Annotated in this window: 21 protein-coding genes and 1 tRNA gene; 18 read left to right on the forward strand and 4 right to left on the reverse strand. The window is 68.0% G+C overall.

Annotation, left to right across the window (positions count from 1 at the left end; genetic code table 11):
* Nucleotides 1–7: 7 nt before the first annotated feature.
* From tilS to AC07YZ_RS09050, 6 genes are all read left to right on the forward strand, one after another.
* Nucleotides 8–982 (forward strand): tRNA lysidine(34) synthetase TilS, encoded by a 975-nt coding sequence (gene tilS / locus AC07YZ_RS09025; RefSeq protein WP_494794504.1) that lies wholly within the window; start codon nt 8–10, stop codon nt 980–982.
* 88 nt (nt 983–1,070) lie between these two features.
* Complete coding sequence (locus AC07YZ_RS09030) at nt 1,071–2,351, forward strand: aspartate kinase (protein WP_226493501.1); 1,281 nt, start codon at nt 1,071–1,073, stop codon at nt 2,349–2,351.
* A 66-nt stretch (nt 2,352–2,417) separates the two neighbouring features.
* Nucleotides 2,418–2,510: transfer RNA gene (locus AC07YZ_RS09035), tRNA-Ser, on the forward strand.
* Between the two features lie 452 nt (nt 2,511–2,962).
* Nucleotides 2,963–3,583 carry a DUF1326 domain-containing protein gene (locus tag AC07YZ_RS09040; RefSeq protein WP_494794505.1) on the forward strand — a complete coding sequence of 207 codons (621 nt, stop codon included), beginning with the start codon at nt 2,963–2,965 and terminating at the stop codon, nt 3,581–3,583.
* Nucleotides 3,584–3,654: 71 nt separating this feature from the next.
* On the forward strand, nt 3,655–4,287 hold the full coding sequence (locus AC07YZ_RS09045; protein WP_226493499.1) for a DUF1326 domain-containing protein: 633 nt from the start codon (nt 3,655–3,657) through the stop codon (nt 4,285–4,287).
* 24 nt (nt 4,288–4,311) lie between these two features.
* Nucleotides 4,312–5,091, forward strand: coding sequence for a DUF2182 domain-containing protein (locus AC07YZ_RS09050; protein WP_494794506.1), 780 nt, complete (start codon nt 4,312–4,314; stop codon nt 5,089–5,091).
* Nucleotides 5,092–5,161: 70 nt separating this feature from the next.
* Here AC07YZ_RS09050 and AC07YZ_RS09055 read toward each other — a convergent pair whose 3' ends face one another.
* The 3 genes from AC07YZ_RS09055 to AC07YZ_RS09065 all read right to left on the reverse strand — a co-directional run bounded on the left by AC07YZ_RS09055 (nt 5,162) and on the right by AC07YZ_RS09065 (nt 7,886).
* The gene (locus AC07YZ_RS09055) at nt 5,162–5,620 is read right to left on the reverse strand and encodes an RNA-binding S4 domain-containing protein (RefSeq protein ID WP_494794507.1); all 459 of its coding nucleotides are present in this window, start codon (nt 5,618–5,620) and stop codon (nt 5,162–5,164) included.
* Nucleotides 5,621–5,638: 18 nt separating this feature from the next.
* Nucleotides 5,639–7,081, reverse strand: coding sequence for a sensor histidine kinase (locus AC07YZ_RS09060; protein ID WP_494794508.1), 1,443 nt, complete (start codon nt 7,079–7,081; stop codon nt 5,639–5,641).
* A 115-nt stretch (nt 7,082–7,196) separates the two neighbouring features.
* Entirely contained in the window at nt 7,197–7,886 is a 690-nt protein-coding gene (locus tag AC07YZ_RS09065; protein ID WP_494794509.1) for a response regulator transcription factor, read from the reverse strand.
* A gap of 329 nt (nt 7,887–8,215) precedes the next feature.
* Here AC07YZ_RS09065 and AC07YZ_RS09070 point away from each other — a divergent pair, with 329 nt between their 5' ends.
* The 3 genes from AC07YZ_RS09070 (at nt 8,216) to AC07YZ_RS09080 (ending at nt 11,328) form a co-directional block, all read left to right on the forward strand.
* A complete protein-coding gene (locus tag AC07YZ_RS09070; protein ID WP_226491669.1) occupies nt 8,216–9,175 on the forward strand; it encodes a Bug family tripartite tricarboxylate transporter substrate binding protein in 960 nt (319 codons plus the stop codon).
* Between the two features lie 80 nt (nt 9,176–9,255).
* Complete coding sequence (locus AC07YZ_RS09075) at nt 9,256–9,804, forward strand: tripartite tricarboxylate transporter TctB family protein (protein ID WP_226493494.1); 549 nt, start codon at nt 9,256–9,258, stop codon at nt 9,802–9,804.
* A 30-nt stretch (nt 9,805–9,834) separates the two neighbouring features.
* Complete coding sequence (locus tag AC07YZ_RS09080; RefSeq protein WP_226493493.1) at nt 9,835–11,328, forward strand: tripartite tricarboxylate transporter permease; 1,494 nt, start codon at nt 9,835–9,837, stop codon at nt 11,326–11,328.
* Between the two features lie 140 nt (nt 11,329–11,468).
* Here AC07YZ_RS09080 and AC07YZ_RS09085 read toward each other — a convergent pair whose 3' ends face one another.
* Complete coding sequence (locus AC07YZ_RS09085; RefSeq protein WP_494794510.1) at nt 11,469–12,440, reverse strand: porin; 972 nt, start codon at nt 12,438–12,440, stop codon at nt 11,469–11,471.
* 391 nt (nt 12,441–12,831) lie between these two features.
* Here AC07YZ_RS09085 and AC07YZ_RS09090 point away from each other — a divergent pair, with 391 nt between their 5' ends.
* From AC07YZ_RS09090 to AC07YZ_RS09130, 9 genes are all read left to right on the forward strand, one after another.
* On the forward strand, nt 12,832–13,518 hold the full coding sequence (locus AC07YZ_RS09090) for a response regulator transcription factor (RefSeq protein ID WP_226493491.1): 687 nt from the start codon (nt 12,832–12,834) through the stop codon (nt 13,516–13,518).
* Between the two features lie 52 nt (nt 13,519–13,570).
* Nucleotides 13,571–14,656 (forward strand): sensor histidine kinase, encoded by a 1,086-nt coding sequence (locus AC07YZ_RS09095; RefSeq protein ID WP_494794511.1) that lies wholly within the window; start codon nt 13,571–13,573, stop codon nt 14,654–14,656.
* Complete coding sequence (locus AC07YZ_RS09100; RefSeq protein ID WP_226493489.1) at nt 14,653–15,723, forward strand: ABC transporter ATP-binding protein; 1,071 nt, start codon at nt 14,653–14,655, stop codon at nt 15,721–15,723. The genes AC07YZ_RS09095 and AC07YZ_RS09100 overlap by 4 nt, the downstream gene beginning before the upstream one ends.
* Nucleotides 15,724–15,828: 105 nt before the next feature.
* Nucleotides 15,829–16,851: an ABC transporter substrate-binding protein gene (locus tag AC07YZ_RS09105; protein ID WP_494794512.1), complete on the forward strand. Its 1,023-nt coding sequence runs from the start codon at nt 15,829–15,831 to the stop codon at nt 16,849–16,851.
* Between the two features lie 95 nt (nt 16,852–16,946).
* Nucleotides 16,947–19,139: an ABC transporter permease gene (locus AC07YZ_RS09110; RefSeq protein ID WP_494794513.1), complete on the forward strand. Its 2,193-nt coding sequence runs from the start codon at nt 16,947–16,949 to the stop codon at nt 19,137–19,139.
* Nucleotides 19,140–19,160: 21 nt separating this feature from the next.
* A complete protein-coding gene (locus AC07YZ_RS09115; RefSeq protein ID WP_226493486.1) occupies nt 19,161–20,216 on the forward strand; it encodes an ABC transporter ATP-binding protein in 1,056 nt (351 codons plus the stop codon).
* A gap of 93 nt (nt 20,217–20,309) precedes the next feature.
* The gene (gene phnD / locus AC07YZ_RS09120) at nt 20,310–21,314 is read left to right on the forward strand and encodes a phosphate/phosphite/phosphonate ABC transporter substrate-binding protein (protein WP_494794514.1); all 1,005 of its coding nucleotides are present in this window, start codon (nt 20,310–20,312) and stop codon (nt 21,312–21,314) included.
* Between the two features lie 31 nt (nt 21,315–21,345).
* Nucleotides 21,346–21,984 carry an HAD family hydrolase gene (locus AC07YZ_RS09125; protein ID WP_494794515.1) on the forward strand — a complete coding sequence of 213 codons (639 nt, stop codon included), beginning with the start codon at nt 21,346–21,348 and terminating at the stop codon, nt 21,982–21,984.
* 44 nt (nt 21,985–22,028) lie between these two features.
* Nucleotides 22,029–23,519, forward strand: coding sequence for a sigma-54 interaction domain-containing protein (locus tag AC07YZ_RS09130; protein ID WP_226493483.1), 1,491 nt, complete (start codon nt 22,029–22,031; stop codon nt 23,517–23,519).
* Nucleotides 23,520–23,627 lie beyond the last annotated feature (108 nt).

Raw genomic sequence — 23,627 nt, forward strand, 5'->3', positions numbered from 1 at the left:
GGTGACCATGGCCGCACCGTTGCCCAACCCCTGCGAGCAGGCGTTGGCCCAATGGTGCGCTGGTGAGCGGTCCATGGCGGCGCCCTCGCTGGTGGCCGTGGCTTATAGCGCCGGCGCCGATTCCACCGCCTTGCTGCTGGCCGCGTGGCAGCGCTGGCCCGGGCGGGTGGTGGCGCTGCACGTGCACCACGGCCTGCAGGCCGCGGCCGATGGCTTCGAGTCCCATGCCCGGGGTTTCTGTCTGCGGCATGGCATCGAATTGCGGGTGGCCCGGGTCGACGCGGCGCATGCACCTGGTCAGAGCCCCGAAGACGCGGCGCGCGTGATGCGCTACCGGACACTGGCCGACATGGCCCAACAGGCGCGGGCCGCATGCGTGTTGCTGGGACAGCACGCCGACGACCAGGCCGAGACCCTTCTGCTCGCGCTCAGCCGGGGCGCGGGTCTGCCGGGGCTGGCGGCCATGCCCGAGCGGTTCGAACGGCACGGTGTGCGCTTCGGCCGCCCGTTGCTGGCTTTGGCGAGCCAGTCCTTGCGCGATTGGCTTGGGGCCACCGGCCATGCTTTCGTGGACGACCCGAGCAACAGCGACCAGCGCTTCACGCGCAACCGCATCCGCGCCGTGCTCATGCCCGCTTGGGAGGCGTGTTTTCCGGGGTTTCGGACGCAGTTGGCACGCAGTGCCCGACACGCCGCCCAGGCACAGGTGCTGCTCGATGATCTGGCGCGCCTGGACCTGGCCGAGACCGGCTCACCACCGGCCATCCGGGCGCTGCAGCGCCTGACGCCCGAACGCCAGGCCAACGCCTTGCGCCACTGGCTGCGCGGCAGCGCGGGCGTGGCGGCGAGCGCGGCGCAGCTCGATGAGCTGTTGGCGCAGATCGCCCACTGCAGTACGCGTGGTCATCAGATCCGCCTCAAAGTCGCCACGGGGTTTGTGGTCCGGGACGGTGACCGGCTGCGTTACACCCCGCCGATATAATTGATCGGTTTTGCCCGGAGCCCAACGGCTCGACAGAACACGTGGCCGCTGCGGGTCACACCGACTTCCAACAGATACACACAACCCGATGGCTTTGATTGTTCACAAGTACGGCGGCACCTCCATGGGGTCCACCGAGCGCATCCGTAACGTGGCCCGGCGCGTGGCCAAGTGGCACAAGGCCGGCCACCAGATGGTGGTGGTGCCCAGCGCCATGAGCGGCGAGACCAACCGCCTGCTGGGCCTGGCCAAGGAACTGGCCCCGGCCAAGACCGACAGCGCCTACGGCCGCGAACTCGACATGCTGGCCGCCACCGGCGAGCAGGCGTCCTCGGCGCTGCTGGCCATTGCCTTGCAGGCCGAAGGCCTGGAGGCGGTGAGCTATGCCGGCTGGCAGGTTCCCATCAAGACCAACAGCGCCTACACCAAGGCACGCATCGAGTCGATCGACGACGTTCGCGTGCGCGCCGACCTGAGTGCGGGCAAGGTGGTCATCGTGACCGGCTTCCAGGGCGTGGACCCGGATGGCAACATCACCACCCTGGGCCGTGGTGGCAGCGACACCTCGGCCGTGGCCGTGGCCGCGGCGCTCAAGGCCGCCGAGTGTCTGATCTACACCGACGTGGATGGCGTGTACACGACCGACCCGCGCGTGGTGCCCGAAGCGCGCCGCCTCTTGCGTGTGAGCTTCGAGGAAATGCTGGAGATGGCCAGCATGGGCAGCAAGGTGCTGCAGATCCGCTCGGTGGAATTCGCCGGCAAGTACAAGGTGCCCCTGCGCGTGCTCTCCAGTTTCACGCCCTGGGACATCGACCTGAATGAAGAAGCCGCCTCCGGCACCCTGATCACTTTTGAGGAAGACGAAGAAATGGAACAAGCCGTCGTTTCCGGCATTGCCTTCAACCGCGACGAAGCCAAGATCTCCGTGCTCGGCGTGCCCGACAAGCCCGGCATCGCGTACCAGATCCTGGGTGCGGTGGCCGACGCCAACATCGAGGTCGACGTGATCATCCAGAACCTGAGCAAGGACGGCAAGACCGACTTCAGCTTCACGGTGCACCGCGGCGAATTCCAGAAGGCCATGGACCTGCTCAAGAGCAAGGTCGTGCCCGAGCTCGGCGCCGCCGATGTGGTGGGCGATGCGCGTATCTGCAAAGTCAGCATCGTCGGCATCGGCATGCGCAGCCACGTGGGTGTGGCCAGCCGCATGTTCAGGTGCCTGAGCGACGAAGGCATCAACATCCAGATGATCTCCACCTCCGAAATCAAGACATCGGTCGTGATCGACGAGAAGTACATGGAGCTCGCCGTGCGTGCCTTGCACCGCGAGTTCGATCTGGACCGCGCCGACGACAGCCTCGCTGGCTGATCGGGGCCGAAGTTGCATGGTTCACCCACGGGAGCCCCGGCAACTTGAGGCATAATAGAAGGCTCCGGAGCGATGACCGAGTGGCCGAAGGTGCTCCCCTGCTAAGGGAGTATGGGGTGTAGAGCCTCATCGAGGGTTCGAATCCCTCTCGCTCCGCCACAGATGGGTTTCAGGATTCTTCAAAAAGATCCGTGGAACCACCTAAAGACCCCGCAGTGCGGGGTCTTTTTTTTACCGCTGCGTCCATATGCCGCCAACCCGTTCCGGGGCATGTTCGGGGCACACTCCAGTGACACCGCAGGACATGGCTGGTTTCGGTGCTGTGTGATGTGCAGGGTGTTAGCCCTGGCGGCTATCAGCAGTACTTCGTCCGGCGCGCCCAAGGCAACAAGCGGCGCCACATCGGTGATGACACCTTGTTGGTTCACATCAAAGCCATTCACCCTCGGAGCTACGGCAGCTACGCAGGCCTCGGGTATGGAAGGAGTCCGCTGCGCCCGATCTCAGGGAGTTGGCGACTGGATTGATGTTCGCCTGGCGAAGGACTATTATGAGTGCCGCCCGAGACCGACCTGGGATCACCCCGGGCCACCGAGCAGCGGGGAAGGACCATGCAGGCATGGAACTTTGAGGCTGACTATTTCACGGCTTGCAACTGCGACTGGGGTTGCCCCTGCAACTTCAACGCCCGACCGACGGAGGGTCGGTGCATGGGCTGGGGGGCGTGGGCCATCCGCAGCGGCCGCTTCGGCAACGTCTCACTCGATGGCGCGCGGTTTGCCCTGTACTACAAGTTTCCGGGCCGGGTCGAGGAAGGCCAGGGCACAGCCTGCGCGTATGTCGATAGTCGGGCCACGGCGGCGCAGCAGCAGGCCCTTGAGCAGATTGGCATGGGCAAGGCCGGCGGCGGCATCTTTGCCCTCTTCGGCGCCGAGCTGGTGACCACCTGGCTGCCGGCCAAGCGGGCGGCCATCGATTTCGAGCTGAACGACGGCCGCGGGCGGGTGGTCATCGACCGCTACGGAGCGGCCGACAGCGAACTGCTGAGCTACCCCGACGGCACGGTGATCCGCCCGACCGAAGACCTGCCGCATGGCATCGAGTTCAAGCGTGGGTTGATGACCAACGCCCGGCGCTGGTGGTGGCGTGACGACGACCTGCTGGCGAGCTACGCCGACAAGTACGGCGCCGTCGCGACGGTGCGCTTTACGCAAGAGGGCTGCGTGGGATGAATCGCTGGGGTATGTCGTCGGCCCCGGCTGCCTGCGGACACCGTGACGACCCAACTTCAAGGAGACAAGACATGGCATACGCAAACTGGCGCCTCGAAGGCGAATGGCTGAAGAACTGCACTTGCGCCTATGGCTGCCCATGCGACTTCAACGCCCGACCGACGCAGGGTCATTGCATGGGTTTCCTGGGCATGCGCATCACCAAGGGACACTTCGAGAACACGAGCCTGGACGGCGTGACCTTCTTCGCCGTCGTGTCCTTCCCGGGCCCGCTGCACGAAGGCAACGGCCAGCTGCAGCCGATCATCGACGAGCGCGCCAGCCCGGCCCAGCGCGAAGCGCTGTTCAGCATCATGTCGGGGCAGAACTCGGCCGAAGGCACGCTGTTTCACATCTGCAGCCTGATCGTGACCAAGATGCACGACCCGATCTTCGCGCCGATCACGCTCGAGTTCGACGAGGTCGCGCGAAAGGCGCGCCTGGTGATCCCCGGCGTGCTCGAGAGCGAGGTCGAACCGATCAAGAACCCGGTCACCGGCGCCGACCACCGCATCCAGGTCGTGATGCCCGAGGGCTTCGAGCACCGCGTCGGCGAGGTGGCTTCTTCGAACATCCGCAGCAGCGGCGCCATCAAGTTCGAAACCCAGGGCGGGCACAGCACGCTGGCGCATGTCGTGCAGACGCCGCAGGGCGTGGTGGCCTGAGGCTCACGCACGCAAGGCACCGCCGTGACGGCAGGCACGCTGCTCGAAGGGGCGCTGCGACGCGAGCGCGTCCTCGTCGTCGGCTGCCTGCTGTTCGTGATCGCTTTGTCCTGGGCCTACCTGCTCACGGGTGCCGGGATGATGGAGGAAATGGGCGACATGCTGATGCCCATGAGCAGCGGGCCGTGGACGCCAGGCCATGCACTGCTCGTGTTGGCGATGTGGGCCGTGATGATGGCCGCGATGATGCTGCCCAGCGCCGCGCCGATGATCCTGCTGCATGCAACGCTGGCGCGGCGCCAGGGCGAACGCGGCGCGCCGGCCGCAGCCTCGGGCGCCGTCGCGGCGGGTTACCTCACCACCTGGGCCGTCTTCAGCCTGGCGGCGACGACGCTGCAATACGCGCTCGAGCAAACTGCGCTGCTGTCGCCAATGATGCAGACCAGCAGCCGCGTGCTCGCCGGTGCGGTGCTGATCGCCGCCGGGCTGTACCAGTGGGCGCCGCTGAAGCAGGCCTGCCTGCGCCATTGCCGCTCGCCGCTCGACTTCGTCATGACCCACTGGCGCCCGGGTACGCGCGGCGCATTCGCGATGGGTCTGCGCCATGGCACCGTCTGTGTCGGCTGCTGCTGGATGTTGATGCTGCTGCTGTTTGTCGGCGGTGTGATGAACCTGGCCTGGATTGCCGGCATCGCGATGTTCGTGCTGGTTGAAAAACTCAGCCCCGCCGGACATTGGATCGGCCGCGGCGCCGGTGTGCTGCTGATCATCTGGGGTGTTGCGACGTTGTTCGCCGCAGCCTGATACTTTCGTCAGCGGTTTCTGGCGCAGCAGCGACATCGGCAGCGTGGACGCTGACCGCTTCTACAGCGGCTCAACTCTCGTCGTCCAGTGAGGCGCTCCAGCGCTGGTTCCAGGGCACCCCCTGCTCGGGGCTTCGCAGGTCTTCGATGTGGCGCCGGTCGCGTTTGGTGGGGCGGCCCTGGCTCAGGCTCTGCGCCGGTTCGGGTGCCAGCCGGCGCTGTTCGGCCTCGGCCAGGCGCTGGGTCACCGACTCAGCGGTCTCTTCGTACAGCAGCGCGGCCACCGGCGCCGGGCCACGCACGCCGCTGAGCGCGCGCACCACCACGGTCCGTGTGACCGGGCCGGTGCGAATTTCCAGGGTGTCGCCGGGCTTGACGTCGCGCGAAGGTTTGACCGGCTGGCCGTTGAGGCGCACGCGACCCTTGTCGATTTCTTCGCAACTGAGGCTGCGCGTCTTGTAGAAGCGCGCAGCCCAGAGCCATTTGTCGAGCCGGATCTTGCCGTCGCCGGATGCCGTGGGTTCTTTCATGCGATCTCTGAGGTGTGTTCAGGTTCTGGCGAGGGGCAGGCGCACCGTGGCGTCCAGCCCCTGAACCTTGCCGTGGGATTCCCGGTTGACCAGGTCGATGCTGCCGCCCAGCGAGAGCACGATGCCATGGCAGATGGCCAGCCCCAGGCCGGACCCCGAGCCCAGGCCATCGGTGGATGGCCGCTGGTCGGTGGCGAAGGGTTGGAACAGCCGCTCGCGCAGGGTAGGGGAAATGCCCGGGCCGCTGTCGCTGATGGTGAGTGCGGCGGTCTGTGCATCGGTCACGAGCGCGACGGCGAGCCGGGAGCCTTGCGGGGTGTTCTTGATGGCGTTGTGCAGCAGGTTGCGGCTGAGTTCGCGCAGCGCCCATTCGTGCGCGCGCACCGGGGCGGCATGCACGTCGAGCGAGAAGTCCAGCGAGCGCTCGGCGATCAGGGGCGAGAGGTCCAGGCTCACCGTGCGCACCACGGTGGCCCAGTCGATCAGCGGCGCATCTTTCTCCTGACGCAACTGCTCCACCTTGGCCAGCGCCAGCATCTGGTTGGCGAGTTCGGTGGCGCGCTCCACCGTGTGGCCGATTTCCTCCAGGGCCTGCTGCGGCGCCACATCGCCGCGGCGGGCCGACTGCACCTGGGTCTTGAGAACGGCCAGCGGCGTGCGCAGCTGGTGCGAGGTGTCGCGCACGAAACGCTTCTGGTGTTCCAGCAGCTGGGCCAGGCGTTGCATGTGCTGGTTGGTGGCCTCGATCAGGGGCAGCAGCTCGCGCGGCGCGCTGCCGGTGGGCAGGGGCGAGAGGTCGTTTTCGCTGCGGGTTTCCAGGGCGTGGCTGAGCGCGCGCACCGGCCGCGTGGCGCGTTGCACCACCACCACCACCACCAGCACGATCACGATCACCAGCACGGCCTGCCGCCACAGGGTGTCGATCAGGATCTGGCGCGCCAGCGTCTGGCGCAGCTCCAGCGTCTCGGCCACCTGGATGGTGGCCATGCCCTGTCCGGCCACGCCGGCCACGGGCTGCAGCAGCACCGCCATGCGCACCGGGTCCCCGCGGTATTCGTCGTCGTAGAAATGCACCAGCGCGGCGTAGATCTTTTGCTCGGGCAGGGGCAGCCGTGCCGCGGGCAGGTCGTCAAAACCCGACACCATCTCGCCGTTGAAGCCGCTGACGCGGTAGTAGATGCGGCTGCGGTTGTCGGCCTCGAAGGCCTCCAGCGCGGAGTAGAGCAGGGTGGACTGCACGCGCACCCGGTCACCCTCGCCCGCGACCTGCAGCTGTTCGCTCAGCGACTTGGCCGAGGCCAGCAAGGTGCGGTCGTAGGCGGTGTCCGCCGCGGCCAGCGCCTGGCGGTAGAGCACCACGGTGTTGACCAGCACGAAGCCGAACACCGGCAGCAGGATGCCCAGCAGCAGCACGCGCCGCAGCGAGGGCAGCACCGAACGTGGGGGGGCAGCGTGCTTCATCCTGGCGCGCTTCGCACGAAGCGGCACCAACCCGGGAACACCGCGGAACCGGCTTTGCCGGGCCGCAGGTGTTGCCCCCTTGAGGGGGTGGCGCGAAGCGCCGCGGGGGTGAGCTTCATACTGTGGCCTTGAGCAGATAGCCCAGGCCGCGCAGTGTGACCAGCTGCGCGCCGGTGTGGGCAATCTTCTTGCGCAGGCGGTAGGCCACGACTTCGATGGCCTCGGGCTGCACATGGCCCTCGCCCGGGAACACCAGTTCGAACAGGCGTTCCTTGGCAATCGCATGGCCGGGCCGGCCCAGCACGGCGCGCAGCAGGGCCAACTCGCGGGGCGCAAGGTCCAGCGGCTGGCCCTCGAAATACACCGCGCCGCTGTCCTTGTCGGCGTGCATGCCGCACCAGGTGGCCGGTTTGGCGCCGGACGGCGAGGGTGCGTCCGCGTTGCTGACGGCGCGCCGCACCAGTGCCCGCACGCGGGCTTCGAGCTCGTCGAGGTCAAAGGGTTTGGGCAGGTAGTCGTCGGCGCCCGTGTTCAGCCCGATGATGCGGTCGCCCACGGTGCCGCGCGCGGTGAGGATGATGACCGGGGTGGTGAGTCCGGCGGCACGTGCATCGCCCAGGACCTGCAGGCCATCGCGGCCGGGCAGGCTCAGGTCCAGCAGCACGGCGTCGGGCAGGCTGGCCTGCCACAACGCCAGGGCACGATCACCGTCGCCACAGGTCAGCACCTGGATGCCGCGGCGTTCAAAACTGCGCTGCAGCGTGGTCTGCATCGCGGGGTTGTCTTCGATCAGGAGCAGTTTCATGCTGCGCCGATTATCAGCGCGTGTCGCCCGCCGTGAGGGGCCACGCAGCGCGGGCCGCAAACGATCCGCCGCCGGGCCGCCCCAAGGCGGATCAGCCCCCTCGGGGGGTAGCGACCCGCGAAGCGGTGGAGCGTGGGGGTCACAGACTCGCCGCCGGGCCGCCCCAAGGCGGATCAGCCCCCTCCGGGGGGCAGCGACCCGCGCAGCGGCGGAGCGTGGGGGCTCATGCCTTCCTCTGCTGCCTAGGGTTTGCCCTAGGGGAATCGACAGCCGATTGACAGCGCCAGCAAGGAACATACGTGGGTCCTGCATTCAACAAGGAGACAAGCATGCGTCGCGACACCTTCCTGAAGTCCCTGGCCGCCATGGCCGCCGCTGGAGCCCTGCCCAACCTGGCCTGGGCCAACGCCAACATCAAGATGATGATCCCCGCCAACCCGGGCGGTGGCTGGGACGGCACCGGCCGCGCCCTGGGCGAAGCCCTGCGCGACGCCGGCGTGGCTTCCTCGGTCACCTTCGAGAACAAGGGCGGCGCGGCCGGCGCCATCGGCCTGGCCCAGTTCTACAACGCCAGCAAGGGCGACCCCAACGCCCTCATGGTCATGGGCGCGGTCATGCTCGGCGGCCTGATCACCGGCAAACCCCCGGTGTCGATCACCCAGCTCACGCCCATCGCACGCCTGACCACCGAATACAACGTGTTCGTGCTGCCGGCCAACTCGCCCTTCAAGAGCATGAAAGACGTGGTCGAACAGCTCAAGAAAGACCCCGGCAGCGTCAAATGGGGCGGCGGCTCGCGCGGCTCCACCGAACACATCGCGGCCGCGCAGATCGCGCAGTCGGTGGGCGTGCCCGCGGCCAAGATCAACTACGTGCCCTTCCGTGGGGGTGGTGAGGCCACGGCGGCCATCTTGGGCGGCAACGTCACGGTGGGCGGCAGCGGCTACAGCGAATTCCAGCAATACATCGACAGCGGCAAGATGAAGGCCGTGGGCATCACCTCGGGCCAGCGCGTGGCGGGCATCAACGTGCCCACGCTCAAGGAGCAGGGCATCGACGTGGAGATCGGCAACTGGCGCGGCGTGTACGGCGCACCGGACATCACGCCGGCGCAGCGCGACGCGCTCACCGAGATGATCGTCAAGGCCACCAAGAGCAAGGCCTGGGCCGAAGCGCTGAAGAAGAACAACTGGACGCCCGCGCTGCTCACGGGCAAGGCCTTTGACGAGTTCGTGGACCGCGACTTCTCCGCGCTGCGGGCCACCATGGTGCGCGCCGGCATGGTGTAAGCACCGGTCCCGATCGCACCGAACATGGCGGCTGCGGCGTTCGCGTCGCGGCCGCGTTGATTTCCAGACAGGAGACGCACATGCAAACCACCAACCCAGGGGCCCCGGTGCCCCAGGACCCGCAACGCCCCGATCACCGCCCCGGCCAGTTGGCCCTGGGCATTGCCGCCGTGTTGCTGGCCGTCGCGCTCGCCTACGGCGCGGCCAACATTCCGTCGGGCGCGGGTTACGCGGGTGTGGGCCCCGATTTCCTGCCTTGGTTGGTGTCGGCCGCCATGGGGCTGTGCGGCGTGCTGCTCATCCGGGAGGTGCGCGCCGGCGGCTACCGCAACATGGAAGAGCCCTCGGGCGCGGCCCGCGGCGACTGGCACGCCATGGCCTGGGTGTCGGCCGGCATTCTGGGCAATGCGGCGCTCATCACCACCGTCGGCTTCGTGCTCAGCTGCGCGCTGTGTTTCACGCTGGCCGTGCGCGGCCTGCGCATCAGCGAAGGCAAGCCCGGCGGCAACGCCATGCAGACGGTGAAAGACGTGGTGATCGGCATGCTGATCTCCACGCCCACCTTCTGGCTGTTCACCAAATTCCTCGCCGTCAACCTGCCGGGCCTCACGGGCACCGGCTGGCTGTGATCTCCGCGACGGGTCCGAAAGGAATTCACCATGCTTGAACTCTGGAACAACCTCATGGGTGGCTTTGCCACCGCGGGCACCCCCATCAACCTGCTGTGGGCGCTGGCCGGCTGCGCCTTGGGCACCGCCATAGGCGTGCTGCCCGGCCTGGGCCCGGCGGTCACGGTGGCCATGCTGCTGCCCATCACCGGCCAGGTGGAGCCCACCGCGTCGATGATCTTCTTCGCCGGTATCTATTACGGCGCCATGTACGGTGGCTCGACCACCTCCATCCTGCTCAACACCCCGGGCGAGACCGGCACCATGGTGACCGCGCTCGAAGGCTTCAAGATGGCCAAGAGCGGGCGTGCCGGTGCGGCGCTGGCCACCTCGGCCATCGGCTCGTTCGTGGCGGGCTCCATCGCCACCGTGCTGGTGACGCTGTTCGCGCCCTTCCTGGCCGAGTTCGCCGTGAAGCTCGGGCCCCCCGAGTATTTCTGCCTGATGCTGCTGGCCTTCACCACCGTGAGCGCCGTGCTGGGGCAAAGCTCGCTGCGTGGCATGACGGCGCTGTTCCTGGGCCTGGCGCTGGGCCTGGTGGGCATGGACCAGATCACCGGCCAGGTGCGCTACACGGGTGGTGTCATCGAATTCATCGACGGCGTGGAAGTGGTGCTGGTGGCCGTGGGCCTGTTCGCGGTCACGGAGGCGCTCTACAACGCGCTCTACGAAGGCAAGAGCGAAGCCAGCATGAACAAGATGAACCGGGCGCACATGACGAAGACCGAGTGGCGCCGTTCCTGGCCCGCCTGGCTGCGCGGCACCTTCATCGGCTTCCCCTTCGGCACCATCCCCGCCGGCGGCTCCGAAATCCCGACCTTCCTGAGCTACGCCACCGAGCGCAAGCTGGCCGACCCTGAATACAAGAAGGAATTCGGCACCACCGGCGCGATCGAAGGGGTGGCCGGCCCCGAGGCCGCCAACAACGCGGCCGTGACGGCCACCCTGGTGCCGCTGCTCACGCTGGGCATTCCCACCTCGGTGACGGCGGCCATCCTGCTGAGCGCACTGCAGAACTACGGCATCAACGCCGGGCCGCAGCTGTTCCAGACCTCGTCGGCCCTGGTCTGGGCGCTGATCGCCTCGCTCTACATCGGCAACGTGATGCTGCTGGTGCTGAACCTGCCCATGGTGGGCCTGTGGGTCAAGCTGCTGAAGATCCCGAAGGCGCCGCTGTACGCCGGCATCCTGATCTTCGCCACGGTGGGTGTGTACGGCATGCGCCAGAGCTCGTTCGACCTGTTCGTCATGTACGGCCTGGCGCTGTTGGGCGTGGCTCTGCGGCGCTTTGACTTCCCGACCGCGCCGGTGATCGTGGGCCTGATCCTGGGCCCGCTGGCCGAGGCGCAGTTCCGCAACGCCATGTCCATCGGCGAGGGCAGCTGGACGGTGTTCTTCCAGCGCCCGATGTCGGCCACGCTGCTGGCCGTGGTGGCCCTGGTGCTGATCACGCCGCGCGTGCTGGCCTGGCACCGCCGGGCCTGAGGTTGGCAAAAAAAAAAGCGGTTCCGGCATGCGCTGGAACCGCAAAAAATCACGCGCCTCTGATGGGCATCGCCCCGCGTGACCCTCGGAGCACAGTCAAGAAAACACATGCCGCGTGCGCCGCACGCGGCGTTTCGGCGTCAGAAGTCGTGGCGCACACCCACGGCGAACAGGCGGGTGTCGGCGGTCTTGGTCCCGCTGCCGTCCTTCACGTTGTGTGAACGCAGGCCGCCATAGAGCTTGGTGCGCTTGGACAGGGCATAGGTTGCCCCCAGGCCAAAGCCCGAGGCTTTGGACGAGGTGGCGCCGGCCTTTTCGGTCTTGCCGGTGGCGAAGCCGGCCGAGAGCTGGAGCGCGCCCAGAGGCACGGTGACGCCCACGGTGAACTCGTTGTCGTCGCCCGTGGCGGCGTTGCCGTTGCGGACGTTGTAGCCGCCCGAGACGCTGGCCACGCCGAAGTCGTAGGCGGCGGCGACCATCATGTAGTCGTTGTCCTTGCCTTTTTCCTGCTGCAGGCCCATGGCCAGGTTCAGCGGCCCGCTCTTGTAGCCCAGTTTGGCGCCGATCATGTCGGCCTTGGCGTCGGGGTCTTCGTCCAGCGCGTACTCGACGCCGCCGTAGAGGTTGCCCATGGCTGGCAACACATAGGTGATCTTGTTGTTGAAGCGGCTGCTGTAGTCGCCACCCGAGCCGAACACGCCGTTGGAAGAGGGCGTGAAGGCCGAGTCGAACACGCTGCTGCTGGCCGACAGGCCGCGCACTTCGTCGTAGATCGTCGAGCTGCGGCCGAGCTTGAGCTCGCCGAAACCGCCCGAGAGACTCAGGGTGGACTCGCCCTTCCAGAACGGATCCTCCGACGCGCCGGTGTCGGCGTCGAAGCGGTGTTCCATCTTGAAGCTGGCCTTGAGGCCGCCACCAAGATCTTCGGTGCCGCGAAAGCCCAGGCGGGTGGAGGTCAGGTTGCCGTCGATCATGCGGCTCTGGCTGCCCTTGTCCAGCTCTTTGAGGTTGCCCAGCGAGAGGTCGACACGGCCATACACCGAGACGGAAGATTGCGCCATGGTGGCGCCACAAGCGGCCACAGCGGCCAGAGCGATCAGGGTTCGTTTCAAGGGGGACTCCATAGGAAGGGTGGGGGTGGCCCGGACGACGGTTGTCGCGTCGGGTCAGCGGGTGCCGGATGCACCGGAACACCGCCGACGCCATGCTGCCCACCCGGGCCCTGCGTCGGCAGCGGACAAGCACGGAGCAATGGCGCAAGCTTCTTGAAAGTCGGCCACGCAGGGTTGGTATCGGGCCCGGTCCCGGGCGGCGCGGGCGTTAGATTTCAGGTTTCTTTCAATCCCCGTGCGGGAATAACACGATGACACACAGGCCGGCCTGCGGGACCATCTTCTCCATGGCACGAGGTGCGTGCCTGGCGGACGAAACCCCCACGACTCCCCCAGGGCGCGGCCCGGTGGCCTGGCCTTCTTTCACGATGAACCTGGAGATTCCCCGGACATGAATGTCCTCTTGGTTGAAGACGATCTGGAGCTGTGCGTGGCGCTCAGCAGGGTGCTGTCGTCCCGCGGTTTTCAGGTGGTGTGCTGCTCCAACGGGCTGGAGGGGCTGGCCTTCGCGCGGCGCCACAGCTTTGATGCCGTGATCCTCGATCTCGGTCTGCCCGGCATCGACGGGCTCGAACTGCTGCAGCGGCTGCGCGATGGCAATGGCTCCGTCCCGGTTCTGGTGGTGACCGCCCGCGGGGCCGTGGGTGAACGGGTGCAGGGGCTGGAGGCCGGCGCGGACGACTACCTCAGCAAACCCTTTGATGTCGAGGAACTGGCGGCGCGGCTCAAGGCCCTGGTGCGGCGCAGCCACGGCGTGGAAGAGTTGCGGTGCGCCACGTTGCGCATCGAACCGGGTTCCGGCCTGGTGTTTCGCGGGGCGTTGCCGCTGGACATCTCGGGCCGCGAATTTGCCCTGCTCAAGGCGCTGATGTCGCGCCCGGGCCAGGCGGTGGCCAAGGAAGACCTGCACCGCGCGGTGTTCGGCCACGATGTCCCGGTCAGCCCCGATGCCGTGGAGGTGCTGGTGCACCGGCTGCGCAAGCGCATACAGGGCTCCGGCGCGGCACTCATCACGCTGCGGGGCCTGGGCTATTTCCTCGTCGACGAAGCCGCCAGCGATGGCGCTGCCAGCGCCTGAGGCCGGACCGATGCCCAGCCCCGTGCCTCCATCCACACCCGACGGACCCGCCGTGAAACCCACCGGTGGGCGCGGCTGGCGCCGCCGTTTGCGCATCGTGCCCTCGGGCTCGATCCAGGGTTTTTTGATCGGCGGGCTGGCGTTGGTGCTGGTGCTGATCGAAGGCCTGCAGTGGCTGGTGTGGGGCGACGGGTCTGCGGCTCCGTTGCTTGGCTCGCTCGTCCGCATCGGCCTGACGCTGCTGGTGTTCGCCTGGCTGGTGGGGCGCGCCATGGCCCCCATACGCCAGCTCGGCGACCATCTGCAGGGCCAGACGTCCTCGGTGGACGACCAAGCGTCGCCGCGGGAACTGCAGCCGGTCACCGAGGTGGTGCACCGGCTGCTGCAGCAGCAGCGCGACGCGGTCGACCAGCAGCGCCGCTTCCTGGCCGATGCTTCGCACCAGCTGCGCACCCCCTTCGCCGTGCTGCGCACGCAGTTGCAGGGCGCCCTCTCGGGGCAGCTGGAGGTGCGCGAGACGCTGCCCAAGATGCTGGCCACGGTGGACCGCTCCAGCCAACTGGTCAACCAGCTGCTGTCGCAGGCCAAGGTGGATCAGCTGGTGGCCAACGCCCACTGGCAGGACGTGGACCTGGAGGCCGTGGCGCGCGAGGTCTGCCTGGAGTTCGCGCCACTGCTGGCGCGCAAGCGGCTGGACTTTTCGCTGGAGTCGGTGCCGGTGAACCTGCGCACCGATCCCTGGCTGGCCGGCGAGTTGCTGCGCAACCTGATGTCCAACGCCATTCACCACTCGGGCAAGGGTTCGGCCATGGGCATGGTGCTGCGCGTGTTGCCGGGCCAGACGGAGTTGCTGGTGTGGGACCACGGGGGCGGCATCGACGAAACCCTGCGCGCGCGCCTGTTCGAGCCGTTCCAGTCGGCGGCCGGGGGCACGGGCATCGGCCTGGGCCTGTCGATCTGCCGGCAGATCGCGCAATCGATGCAGGCCGAGGTGGAGCTGTTCAACCGGGTGCAGGACGGGCAGGTGATCGGCGTGGACGCGGTGGTGCGCTGGCCGCATGCACCGGCGGCGGTAACCGGGCCCGTGCCGGCGCATCCGACCGTGCCGCTGCCCGTGGCCTGGGACCGGCAACCATGAACGACGCGGTGCAACTGGTGGCGGTGGACAAGACCTTCGCCGACGGCACGCACGCCCTCAAAGGCGTGCACCTGCGCTTTGCGCGGCGCCAGTTGACCACGCTGCTCGGGCCCTCGGGCTGCGGCAAGACCACCTTGCTGCGGCTGGTGGCCGGGCTGGAGCAGCCGAGCGGCGGGCGCATCCTGATCGGCGGGCGCGACTTCACGCAGGCCGGCCCCGACCAGCGCCCGATCAGCATGGTGTTCCAGAGCTACGCGCTGTTTCCCCACCTCGACGTGCGGCAGAACGTGGGCTACGGGCTGCGCATGCAGGCCGGCGCCCACCGCAAGCAGGACGACGATGCGCGCGTGCACGAGGCGCTGGCGCTGGTCGGCATGGCGTCGCTCGCCTCGCGCAGCACCGCTTCGCTCTCGGGCGGGCAGCAGCAGCGCGTGGCACTGGCGCGCGCGCTGGTGTTGCAGCCCGAGGTGCTGCTGCTGGACGAACCCCTGTCGAACCTGGACGCCGGGCTGCGCCGCCATATCCGTGAGGACATCCGCGGTCTGCAGCAGCGCCTGGGCCTGACCGTGATCTATGTGACGCACGACCAGGACGAGGCCATGGCCGTGAGCGACCAGGTCGTGGTGCTGCGCGAGGGCCAGGTGCTGCAGGTGGGCAGCCCGCGCGAGGTGTACGAACAACCCGGTTCCGAGTTCGTGGCCGGGTTCATGGGCGATGCCGCGGTCTTTGACGCCGAGGCCGACGCCCAGGGCCGCGTGCATCTGGGGCCCTTGTGTCTGGCGCCGGGCCTGACGCGGCGCCAGGGGCCTCTGCGCCTGGTGGTCCGGCCCGAGGCCTGGCGCATCGCGCCCGCCAGCGGTGCCGGCCTGGCCGGCAAGGTGGTGGCCCGCGCGTTTGAAGGGCGGCTCACCCAGTACCGGGTGCTCACCGCACTGGGCGAGCTTCAGGTGAACACCCTGCACGAGCGCCAGGGGCTGCAGCTGCAGGCGCCGGTGAGCCTGTTCCTCGATGGCCCTGGAGTGAGCGTGCTGCTGGGCGGCGAGGTCGCCGCGCCGCAGGGCCCTTGAGATGGCGCACCCCGCCGCGCCTCACGCGGCCCCTTTTTGACCTTTTTTGACTTTCCGACCCTTGAACCCCCGGACCGCTGTCGGTCCTTTCCCAGGAGACAAACGATGACAAAGAAACTCTGGCTCGCCGCCCCCCTGTTGCTGGCCCAGATGCTGCCCGCGCAGGCCCAGAGCAGCGAATTCAACCTGATCTGCTCGGCCCAGGCCGCGTGGTGCAACATGCTCGCCGTGACCTTCGAGAAGAGCCAGGGCGTGAAGGTCAACATGACGCTCAAGGGTTCGGGCGAGGCGATTGCCCAGATCCTGGCCGAACGCGCCAACCCCAAGACCGACGTGTGGTTCGGCGGCACCGGCGACCCGCACCTGCAGGCCGCCGAGCAGAACCTCACCCTGGCCTACAAGTCGCCCACGCTGCCCAAGCTGCACGACTGGGCGCAGAAGCAGGCCGCGCAGTCGGGCTACAAGACCGTGGGCATCTACTCCGGCCCGCTCGGCTTTGGCTACAACACCGAACTGCTGGCCAAGAAGAAGCTGGCCGTGCCCAAGACCTGGGCCGACCTGCTCAAGCCCGAATACAAGGGCGAGATCCAGTCGGCCAACCCGGCCTCCAGCGGCACGGCCTACACCATGATCGCGACCCTGGTGCAGCTGATGGGCGAAGAGCAGGCGTTTGAATACCTGAAGAGACTGCACGGCAACATCGGCACCTACACCCGCTCGGGCACGGGCCCGATCAAGGCCGTGGCGCGTGGCGAGGCCACCGTGTCGATCAGCTTCGTGCACGACGGCCCGGGTGAGAAGGCCAATGGTTTCCCGCTGGAGACCATCACGCCCGCCGATGGCACCGGCGCCGAGATCGGCTCCATGTCGATCATCAAGGGCGCGCGCAACCTGGACGCGGCCAAGAAGTTCTACGAATGGGCGCTCACGCCGGCGGCCCAGGCGCTGGGTGCGGCCACGCTGCAGTTCCAGTTGCCGTCCAACAAGGAAACCAAGGTCGATCCGCGCGTGCCCGACTTCCGCAAGATCAAGATGATCGACTACGACTACGCCAAATACGGCCAGACCGCCGAGCGCCGCCGCCTGATCCTGCGCTGGGAAAAAGACGTCAACAGCCTGCCGCGCTGAGCGCCGCCGTCCTTCCTCCCGGAGCCACCTGCGGGCACCGGGAGGACCGCCGGGCGACGGTGCATCGCCCAGCCTGATACATCACGGAATTCACCATGACCGTTTCTGTTTTGCGGTCCGGGCGCGCCATCGCCGCCTGGGCTCTGTTGGGGTTCGCGGCCTACGCCGTGCTGCCCTGGTATTTCCTGCAGCAGCACTCGCTGCTGGCCGCCCTGGCCGGGGTCTGGGGAGACGACACCACGGCCAGTGGCCTGGTGCAGGCCGCGCGGCACGGCCGGCCGTGGCTGTGGGTGGGCATCGCCGGTCTGCTGCTGGCGTCCAGCGGCTTGCTGCTGCCTGCCGGGCGGGGGCAGGGGCGGCTGCTGGTGGGCGGCGCGAGCCTGGGCCTGATCGGCTTGCTGGCCAGCGGCTTTGCCATCGGCGCGCCGGGCTGGTCGTTCGAGTCGCTCGAAGCCCTGTTCGGACCGTTGGAGCGCGGCCAGTTCGGCATGGGCTGGGGCGGTTTCATCGTGCTGGCGTCGCTGGTGGCGCTGCTGGGCTCGGGCATTGCGCGGCTGGGCTACTTTCGCTCCGACGTGTTCGTGGCGTCCTCGGTGGTGGGCTGCGTGGCGCTGCTGGCCCTGTTCGTGGTCTACCCGGTGCTGCGCTCGCTGGTCACGGGTCTGTACGACGACATGGGTGAGTTTTCCCCGGCCGCGCTGTGGCAGCGCCTGGGAACGGAGCGCATCTGGGGCCTGGGCTGCGTGGGCGGCGGCACCCGTTGCGGCGTGGCCTGGAACACCCTGTATCTGGCGCTGCTCACCGCCGCCGGAACCACTTTCATGGGCACGCTCATGGCGCTGTGGGCCGAGCGCGGCGGCACGCGCCTGGCGCGCCCGCTCAACGCACTGGCCATGCTGCCCATCATCACGCCGCCCTTCGTGGTCGGGCTGGGGCTGATCCTGCTGTTCGGTCGCGCGGGGCTCTACAACCAGTTCATGGAATGGGCCTTCGGCATCCCGCCCTCGCGCTGGTTCTACGGCGTCTTCGGCGTCTGGCTGGCGCAGATGTTCGCCTTCACGCCGATCGCCTTCATGATCATGCGCGGCGTGGTGCAAGGCGTGAGCCCGTCGCTGGAAGAGGCCGCGCAGACGCTGCGCGCCAACCGGGTCCGCACCTTTCTGACGGTGACGCTGCCGCTGCTCAAGCCCGGCCTGGCCAACGCCTTCCTGGTCGGGTTCATCGAGAGCATGGCCGACTTCGGCAACCCCATCATCCTGGGCGGGCAGTACGCGGTGCTCTCCACCGAGATCTTCTTCGCCATCGTGGGCGCCTCGCTGGACCCGGGCATGGCCGCCGCGCTGGCGCTCATCCTCACGGTCTTTGCGCTGGCGGTGTTTTTCCTGCAGCGCGCCTTGCTGGGCAAGACCAGTTTCACCACCGTCACCGGCAAGGGCGATGCGGGCATGGCCATGCCGCTGCCGCGCGGCGTGCGCTGGATGTGCCTGGGCGTGGCCGGCCCGTGGCTGCTGTTCACGGTCACCGTGTACCTGTTCGCGTTCGCCGGCGGCTTCGTGCGCACCTGGGGCCGCGACTATTCCCTCACGCTGGACCATTTCCGCGCGGCCTTCGATCTGCAATGGGGCGAACACGGGCTGGTCTGGGCCGGCACGGCCTGGAACTCGCTGTTCACCACCGCCTCGCTGGCGGCGATGGCCGCGCCCGTGTGTGCCTTCCTCGGCCTGCTGATCGCCTGGCTGCTGGCGCGCACCGAGTTCCGCGGCAAATCGGCCTTCGAGTTCGCCGCGCTGCTGACCTTCGCGATCCCGGGCACGGTGCTGGGCGTGAGCTACATCATGGCTTTCAACGTGCCACCGGTGGAGCTCACGGGCACCGGGTTGATCATCGTGCTGTGCTTCGTGTTTCGCAACCTGCCGGTGGGTGTGCGCGCCGGCACGGCGGCCTTCAAGCAACTCGACCGCTCGCTCGACGAGGCCTCGCTCATGCTGCGGGCCAGCACGCTCACCACGCTGCGCCGGGTGGTGCTGCCCCTGCTCAAGCCGGCGCTCACGGCTGCGCTGATCTACAGCTTCGTGCGGTCGATGACCACCGTCTCCGCGGTGATCTTCCTGGTGTCGGCCAAATACGAGCTGTCCACCACCTACATCATCGGCCGCGTGGGCAATGGCGACTACGGCGTGGCGCTGGCGTACTGCACGGTGCTGATCGTCTTCATGTCGCTCATCACCGCGCTGGTGCAGCGCCTGGTGGGCGAACGCAAACTCGGCCGGCGCGCACGCGCGGCCTGATCCCTTCTTCAGGAGTCCTTCATGACCAAACCAACCGCCGGCATCGAATTCCGCCAGGTCACCAAGCGCTACGGTGGCCCATCGTCTCCCCTGATCGTCAAAGGCATCGACTTCGTGGTGCCCAAGGGCAGCCTGACCACCATCCTCGGCCCCTCGGGCTGCGGCAAGACCACCACGCTGCGCATGATCGCCGGGCTGGAAACGCCCAGCGGCGGGCAGATCCTCATCAACGGCCAGGACGTGACCTCGCTCGGGCCGAACGAGCGCAACGTGAGCATGGTGTTCCAGAGCTACGCGCTGTTCCCGCACATGAGCGTGCTGCAGAACGTGAGCTACGGCCTGAGCGTGAGCGGTGTGTCCACCACCGAAACGGCCGAGCGCGCACGCGCCGCGCTGGCCACCGTGGGCCTGGTCGGCATGGACCAGCGCCTGCCCAGCGAGCTCTCGGGCGGCCAGCAACAGCGCGTGGCGCTGGCGCGCGCGCTGGTGATCGAGCCGGCCGTGCTGCTGTTCGACGAGCCGCTGTCCAACCTGGACGCGCGCCTGCGCCGCAGCATGCGCGAGGAGATTCGCAGCTTGCAGCAGCGCCTGGGCCTGACCGTGGCCTACGTGACCCACGACCAGAGCGAAGCCCTGGCGGTCAGCGATCAGATCATCGTGATGGACCACGGCGTGGTCGCGCAGGCCGGCAGCCCGGCCGACCTGTACGAGCGGCCCGTGAGCGAGTTCGTGGCGGGCTTCATGGGCGAGGCCATGCTGTTCCCGGGCCAGGCCCTGGAGGACGGCACGGTGCAGGTGGGGCCTTTGAAACTCGGGGCTCTGCACGCCGTGCGGCCCGGGGCGATCAAGGCCGCGATCCGGCCCGAGGCCTGGACCGTCAGCCCGGCCGGGCGGGAGGGCGCGGTGAGTGGGGTGGTGTCCAAGCTGGCCTACCTGGGCAGCTTCTACGAGCTGACCGTGCAGACCGATCTGGGCGCGATCTTCGTGGTCTCGCCCGACGTGGAGCGGTCGTGGCAGATCGGCGACGCGGTGTCGCTCAGCCCGCCGGCCCGGGGCGTCTCCGTGGTGGCGGCCTGATCGGCGCCACCAAGTCTGCGAAGCCCGGAGCCCCGCCTGTCGCATCAGGCGGTGGCGTTGCCCTGTCCCCGCCTTTTGGAATGGACCGACACCATGAAATCTTTGACGCGTCGCTTCTGCCTTCGCTCGGCCGTGCTGGCCGCCCTTGCGGGGATGGCGGGTCTGCGCGCCGCCCAGGCCCGCGGCCCGGCCCTGGTGTTTGGCGTGATCTCTCCCCGGGCGGTCGAGCAGACCCGCGACAACTGGTGGCCGTTCGTCGAACGGCTGGGCGCTGCGGTGGGGCAGCCCATCGTGCTCCAGGTGTTCGAGTCGCAGGAGCTCATGGTCCGTGCGTTCAAGGCGCACGAAGTCGATGTCGGGTGGATGGGCAACGTGCCGGCCCTGGAGGTGGTTGAAGCCGGGGCCGGGTCGGTTTTTGCCCAGATGGTGAGCCGGGATGGGGGCTTGGGCTACAAGTCGCAGATGGTCGTGGGGCGGCAGGCGACGTCGATCAACGATCTGGGCGACGTGCTCGCGCAGGCCAGGCAACTGCGGTTCAGCGATGGCGAGGCCAAAAGCACCTCGGGGCATCTGGTGCCGCTGTACTTCGCCTTCCAGAAGAACGGGATCAACGAGGTGAAATCCACCTTCCGACACTACGAATCGGGCAGCCACCAGGACAACCTGAAGAAGGTGGCCACCGGCGCGGTGGACGTGGCCACCGCCAACAACGAGGAGGTGGCCTTTTTTGCGCGCGACTTCCCCGATCTGGCCGCGAAGATCAAGGTGGTGTGGGAATCGCCCCTGATTCCACAATCTCCCTTGTTGTGGCGGACGGGGCTGCCGCCGGAGGTGCGGCGAAAGATCAGCGGCTTTGTGGTCGGGTTCGGTGCGAACCGGCCCGAGGAGAAACAGATCCTGGAAAAGGTCAACGGTCTTTCCCGGTTTCGCGCGTCGAGCAATCTGCAACTGGTGCCCATCGCGGACCTGGAGATGTTCAAGGCCCGCCAGGCGATCAACCACGAGAGCTCGTTGAGCGCGCCGGAGCGGGCCCGCCGGATCGAGGCGGTGATCAAGCGCGGATCGCGCCTGGAGCTGCGCCTGAAGCTGGGCGCGTGAGGATCCATTTTTTTAACGATGAGGATGTTCGATGACGAAGTCGGTGGTGGTGTTCGATCTGGGCGGTGTGGTGTTCAACTGGCAACCCGAGGTGTTGCTGCAGCAGGTGCTGCCGCAGCACGCGCCTGACGAAGCGGCGGTGCAGCGCCTGAGCGCGCGCATTTTCCAGACCCTGGACCTGGACGGCGACTGGACGCAGTTCGACCTCGGCCACATCGGGCCCGATGGGTTGGCCGAGCGCATCGCGCGGCGCACCGGCTTGCCCGAGCAGGACCTGCGCGCCTTGATCGAGGCCATTGCGCCCCACATGACGGTCAAGACCGACACCGTGGACCTGATGCGCGAGCTGCGGGAGCAGGGGCATCGCCTGGTCTATCTCTCCAACATGCCCACGGGGCTGGCCGAGTGGATCGAGCGCGACCATGCCTTCTTCGACTGGTTCGACGACGGCGTTTTCTCCGCGCGCGTGCGGCAGGTCAAGCCCGATCCGGCGATCTTCCAGACCGCCGTGCAGCGCCTGGGCCTGCAGGGACAGGTGCCGGTGTTCCTCGACGACATGCAGCGCAACATCGATGTGGCGGTGGCGCAGGGCTGGCGCGGCGTGCGCTTTGAATCGGCGCGGCAGGCGCGCGCGCAGCTGCAACGGCTCGGGCTGCTGGCCGCGGGCTGACCGGGGGCTTGGGCCGCGCGCGGGGCTGCGCGTAACATGGCCGCATGACCCGAGACGACCGACTTCCCCGCGACGCGCAGAGCATCCTGGAGCTGGCTGCGCGGTCCATGTTCGACCTGTTCGCTACCGCCAGCGAAGGCATGATGCTGGTGGACCGCAAGGCGCGCGTGGTCTGGATCAACGACCAGTACCGCCGTTTCTTGCCGGCGCTGGGTTTCGAGCGCGAGGAAGACTTCGTCGGCCACCCGGTCTCCAGCGTGGTGCAGAACACGCAGATGCACCAGGTGCTGGCCACCGGCAAGCCGATTCTGATCGACCTGCTGACCAACAAGGCCGGCACCTTCGTGGTCAGCCGCATCCCGCTGCGCGACGACGCCGGCGAGGTGATCGGCGTGCTGGGCATCGTGCTGTTCGACCACCCGGAAACCACGTTGCAGCCGCTGATCGCCAAGTTCGCGCGGCTGGAGCAGGACCTGAACGACGCCCGGCGCGAGCTCGCCAGCCAGCGCCGCACCAAGTACACCTTCGCCAGCTTCGTGGGCACCAGCCCGGGCGCGCTGGAGGTGAAGCGCCAGGCCCGGCGCGCGGCCTCGTCGGCCAGCCCGGTGCTGCTGCTGGGTGAGACCGGCACCGGCAAGGAACTGCTGGCCCACGCCATCCACGCCGCGTCGCCGCGCGCGGGTCGGCCGTTCGTGAGCGTGAACATGGCGGCCGTGCCCGACACGCTGCTGGAGGCCGAGTTCTTCGGCGTGGCGCCCGGTGCCTACACCGGGGCCGACAAAAAAGGGCGCGACGGCAAGTTCAAACTGGCCGACGGCGGCACGCTGTTCCTGGACGAACTGGGCGACATGCCGATGTCGGTGCAGGTCAAGCTGCTGCGCGCCTTGCAGGAAGGCGAGATCGAGCCGCTGGGCTCGAACAAGCTGGTGCGCTTCGACGTGCGCGTGGTGGCGGCCACCTCGCGCGACCTGCAGCAGATGGTGCGCGAGGGCAGTTTTCGCGAAGACCTGTATTACCGGCTCAACGTGCTGCCGATCCGGGTACCGCCGCTGCGCGAGCGCCAGGGCGACATACCGCTGCTGATCGAGGCACTGTGCGAAGACATCGCGGCGCGCGGCGGCGGCGCCCAGCTGGAAATCAGCGCCTCGGCCCAGGCCCTGCTGGCGGCCCAGGCCTGGCGCGGCAACATTCGCGAGCTGCGCAACGTGCTGGAACAGCTGGCTCTGCGCAGCGACTCGCCGCACATCGACGCCGCGCAGGTGGAGCCGGTGCTGCGCGAGGCCGGGCTGGACCGCATCGAACCCGCCGTGGCCTGGCCGCCGGGGGAGGCGGGCGCGCCGGCGGGCGAAGCCGATCTGCGGCCCTTGCCCGAGCAGATCGCCGAGCTGGAGCGCCGGGCGATCACGCTCGCCCTGGCCCGCACTGGTGGCAACCGCACGGCCGCGGCCCGGCTGCTGGGCATCTCGCGGGCCAGCTTTTACGACAAGCTGGCGGGCATGGAGGTGGCGTCTGAATTTCGGACAACTGTCCAATGATCAGACATATTGGGTCTCCGAAAACCGTCTGAAATTCAGACGATAAAGCGGTGATCTGGTAAAAATGCCTTGTGAATCAAGGCCGGTCCGCCCTGGCACGGACCCTGC

The organism is Hydrogenophaga sp. GW101-3F08 (assembly GCF_059424585.1).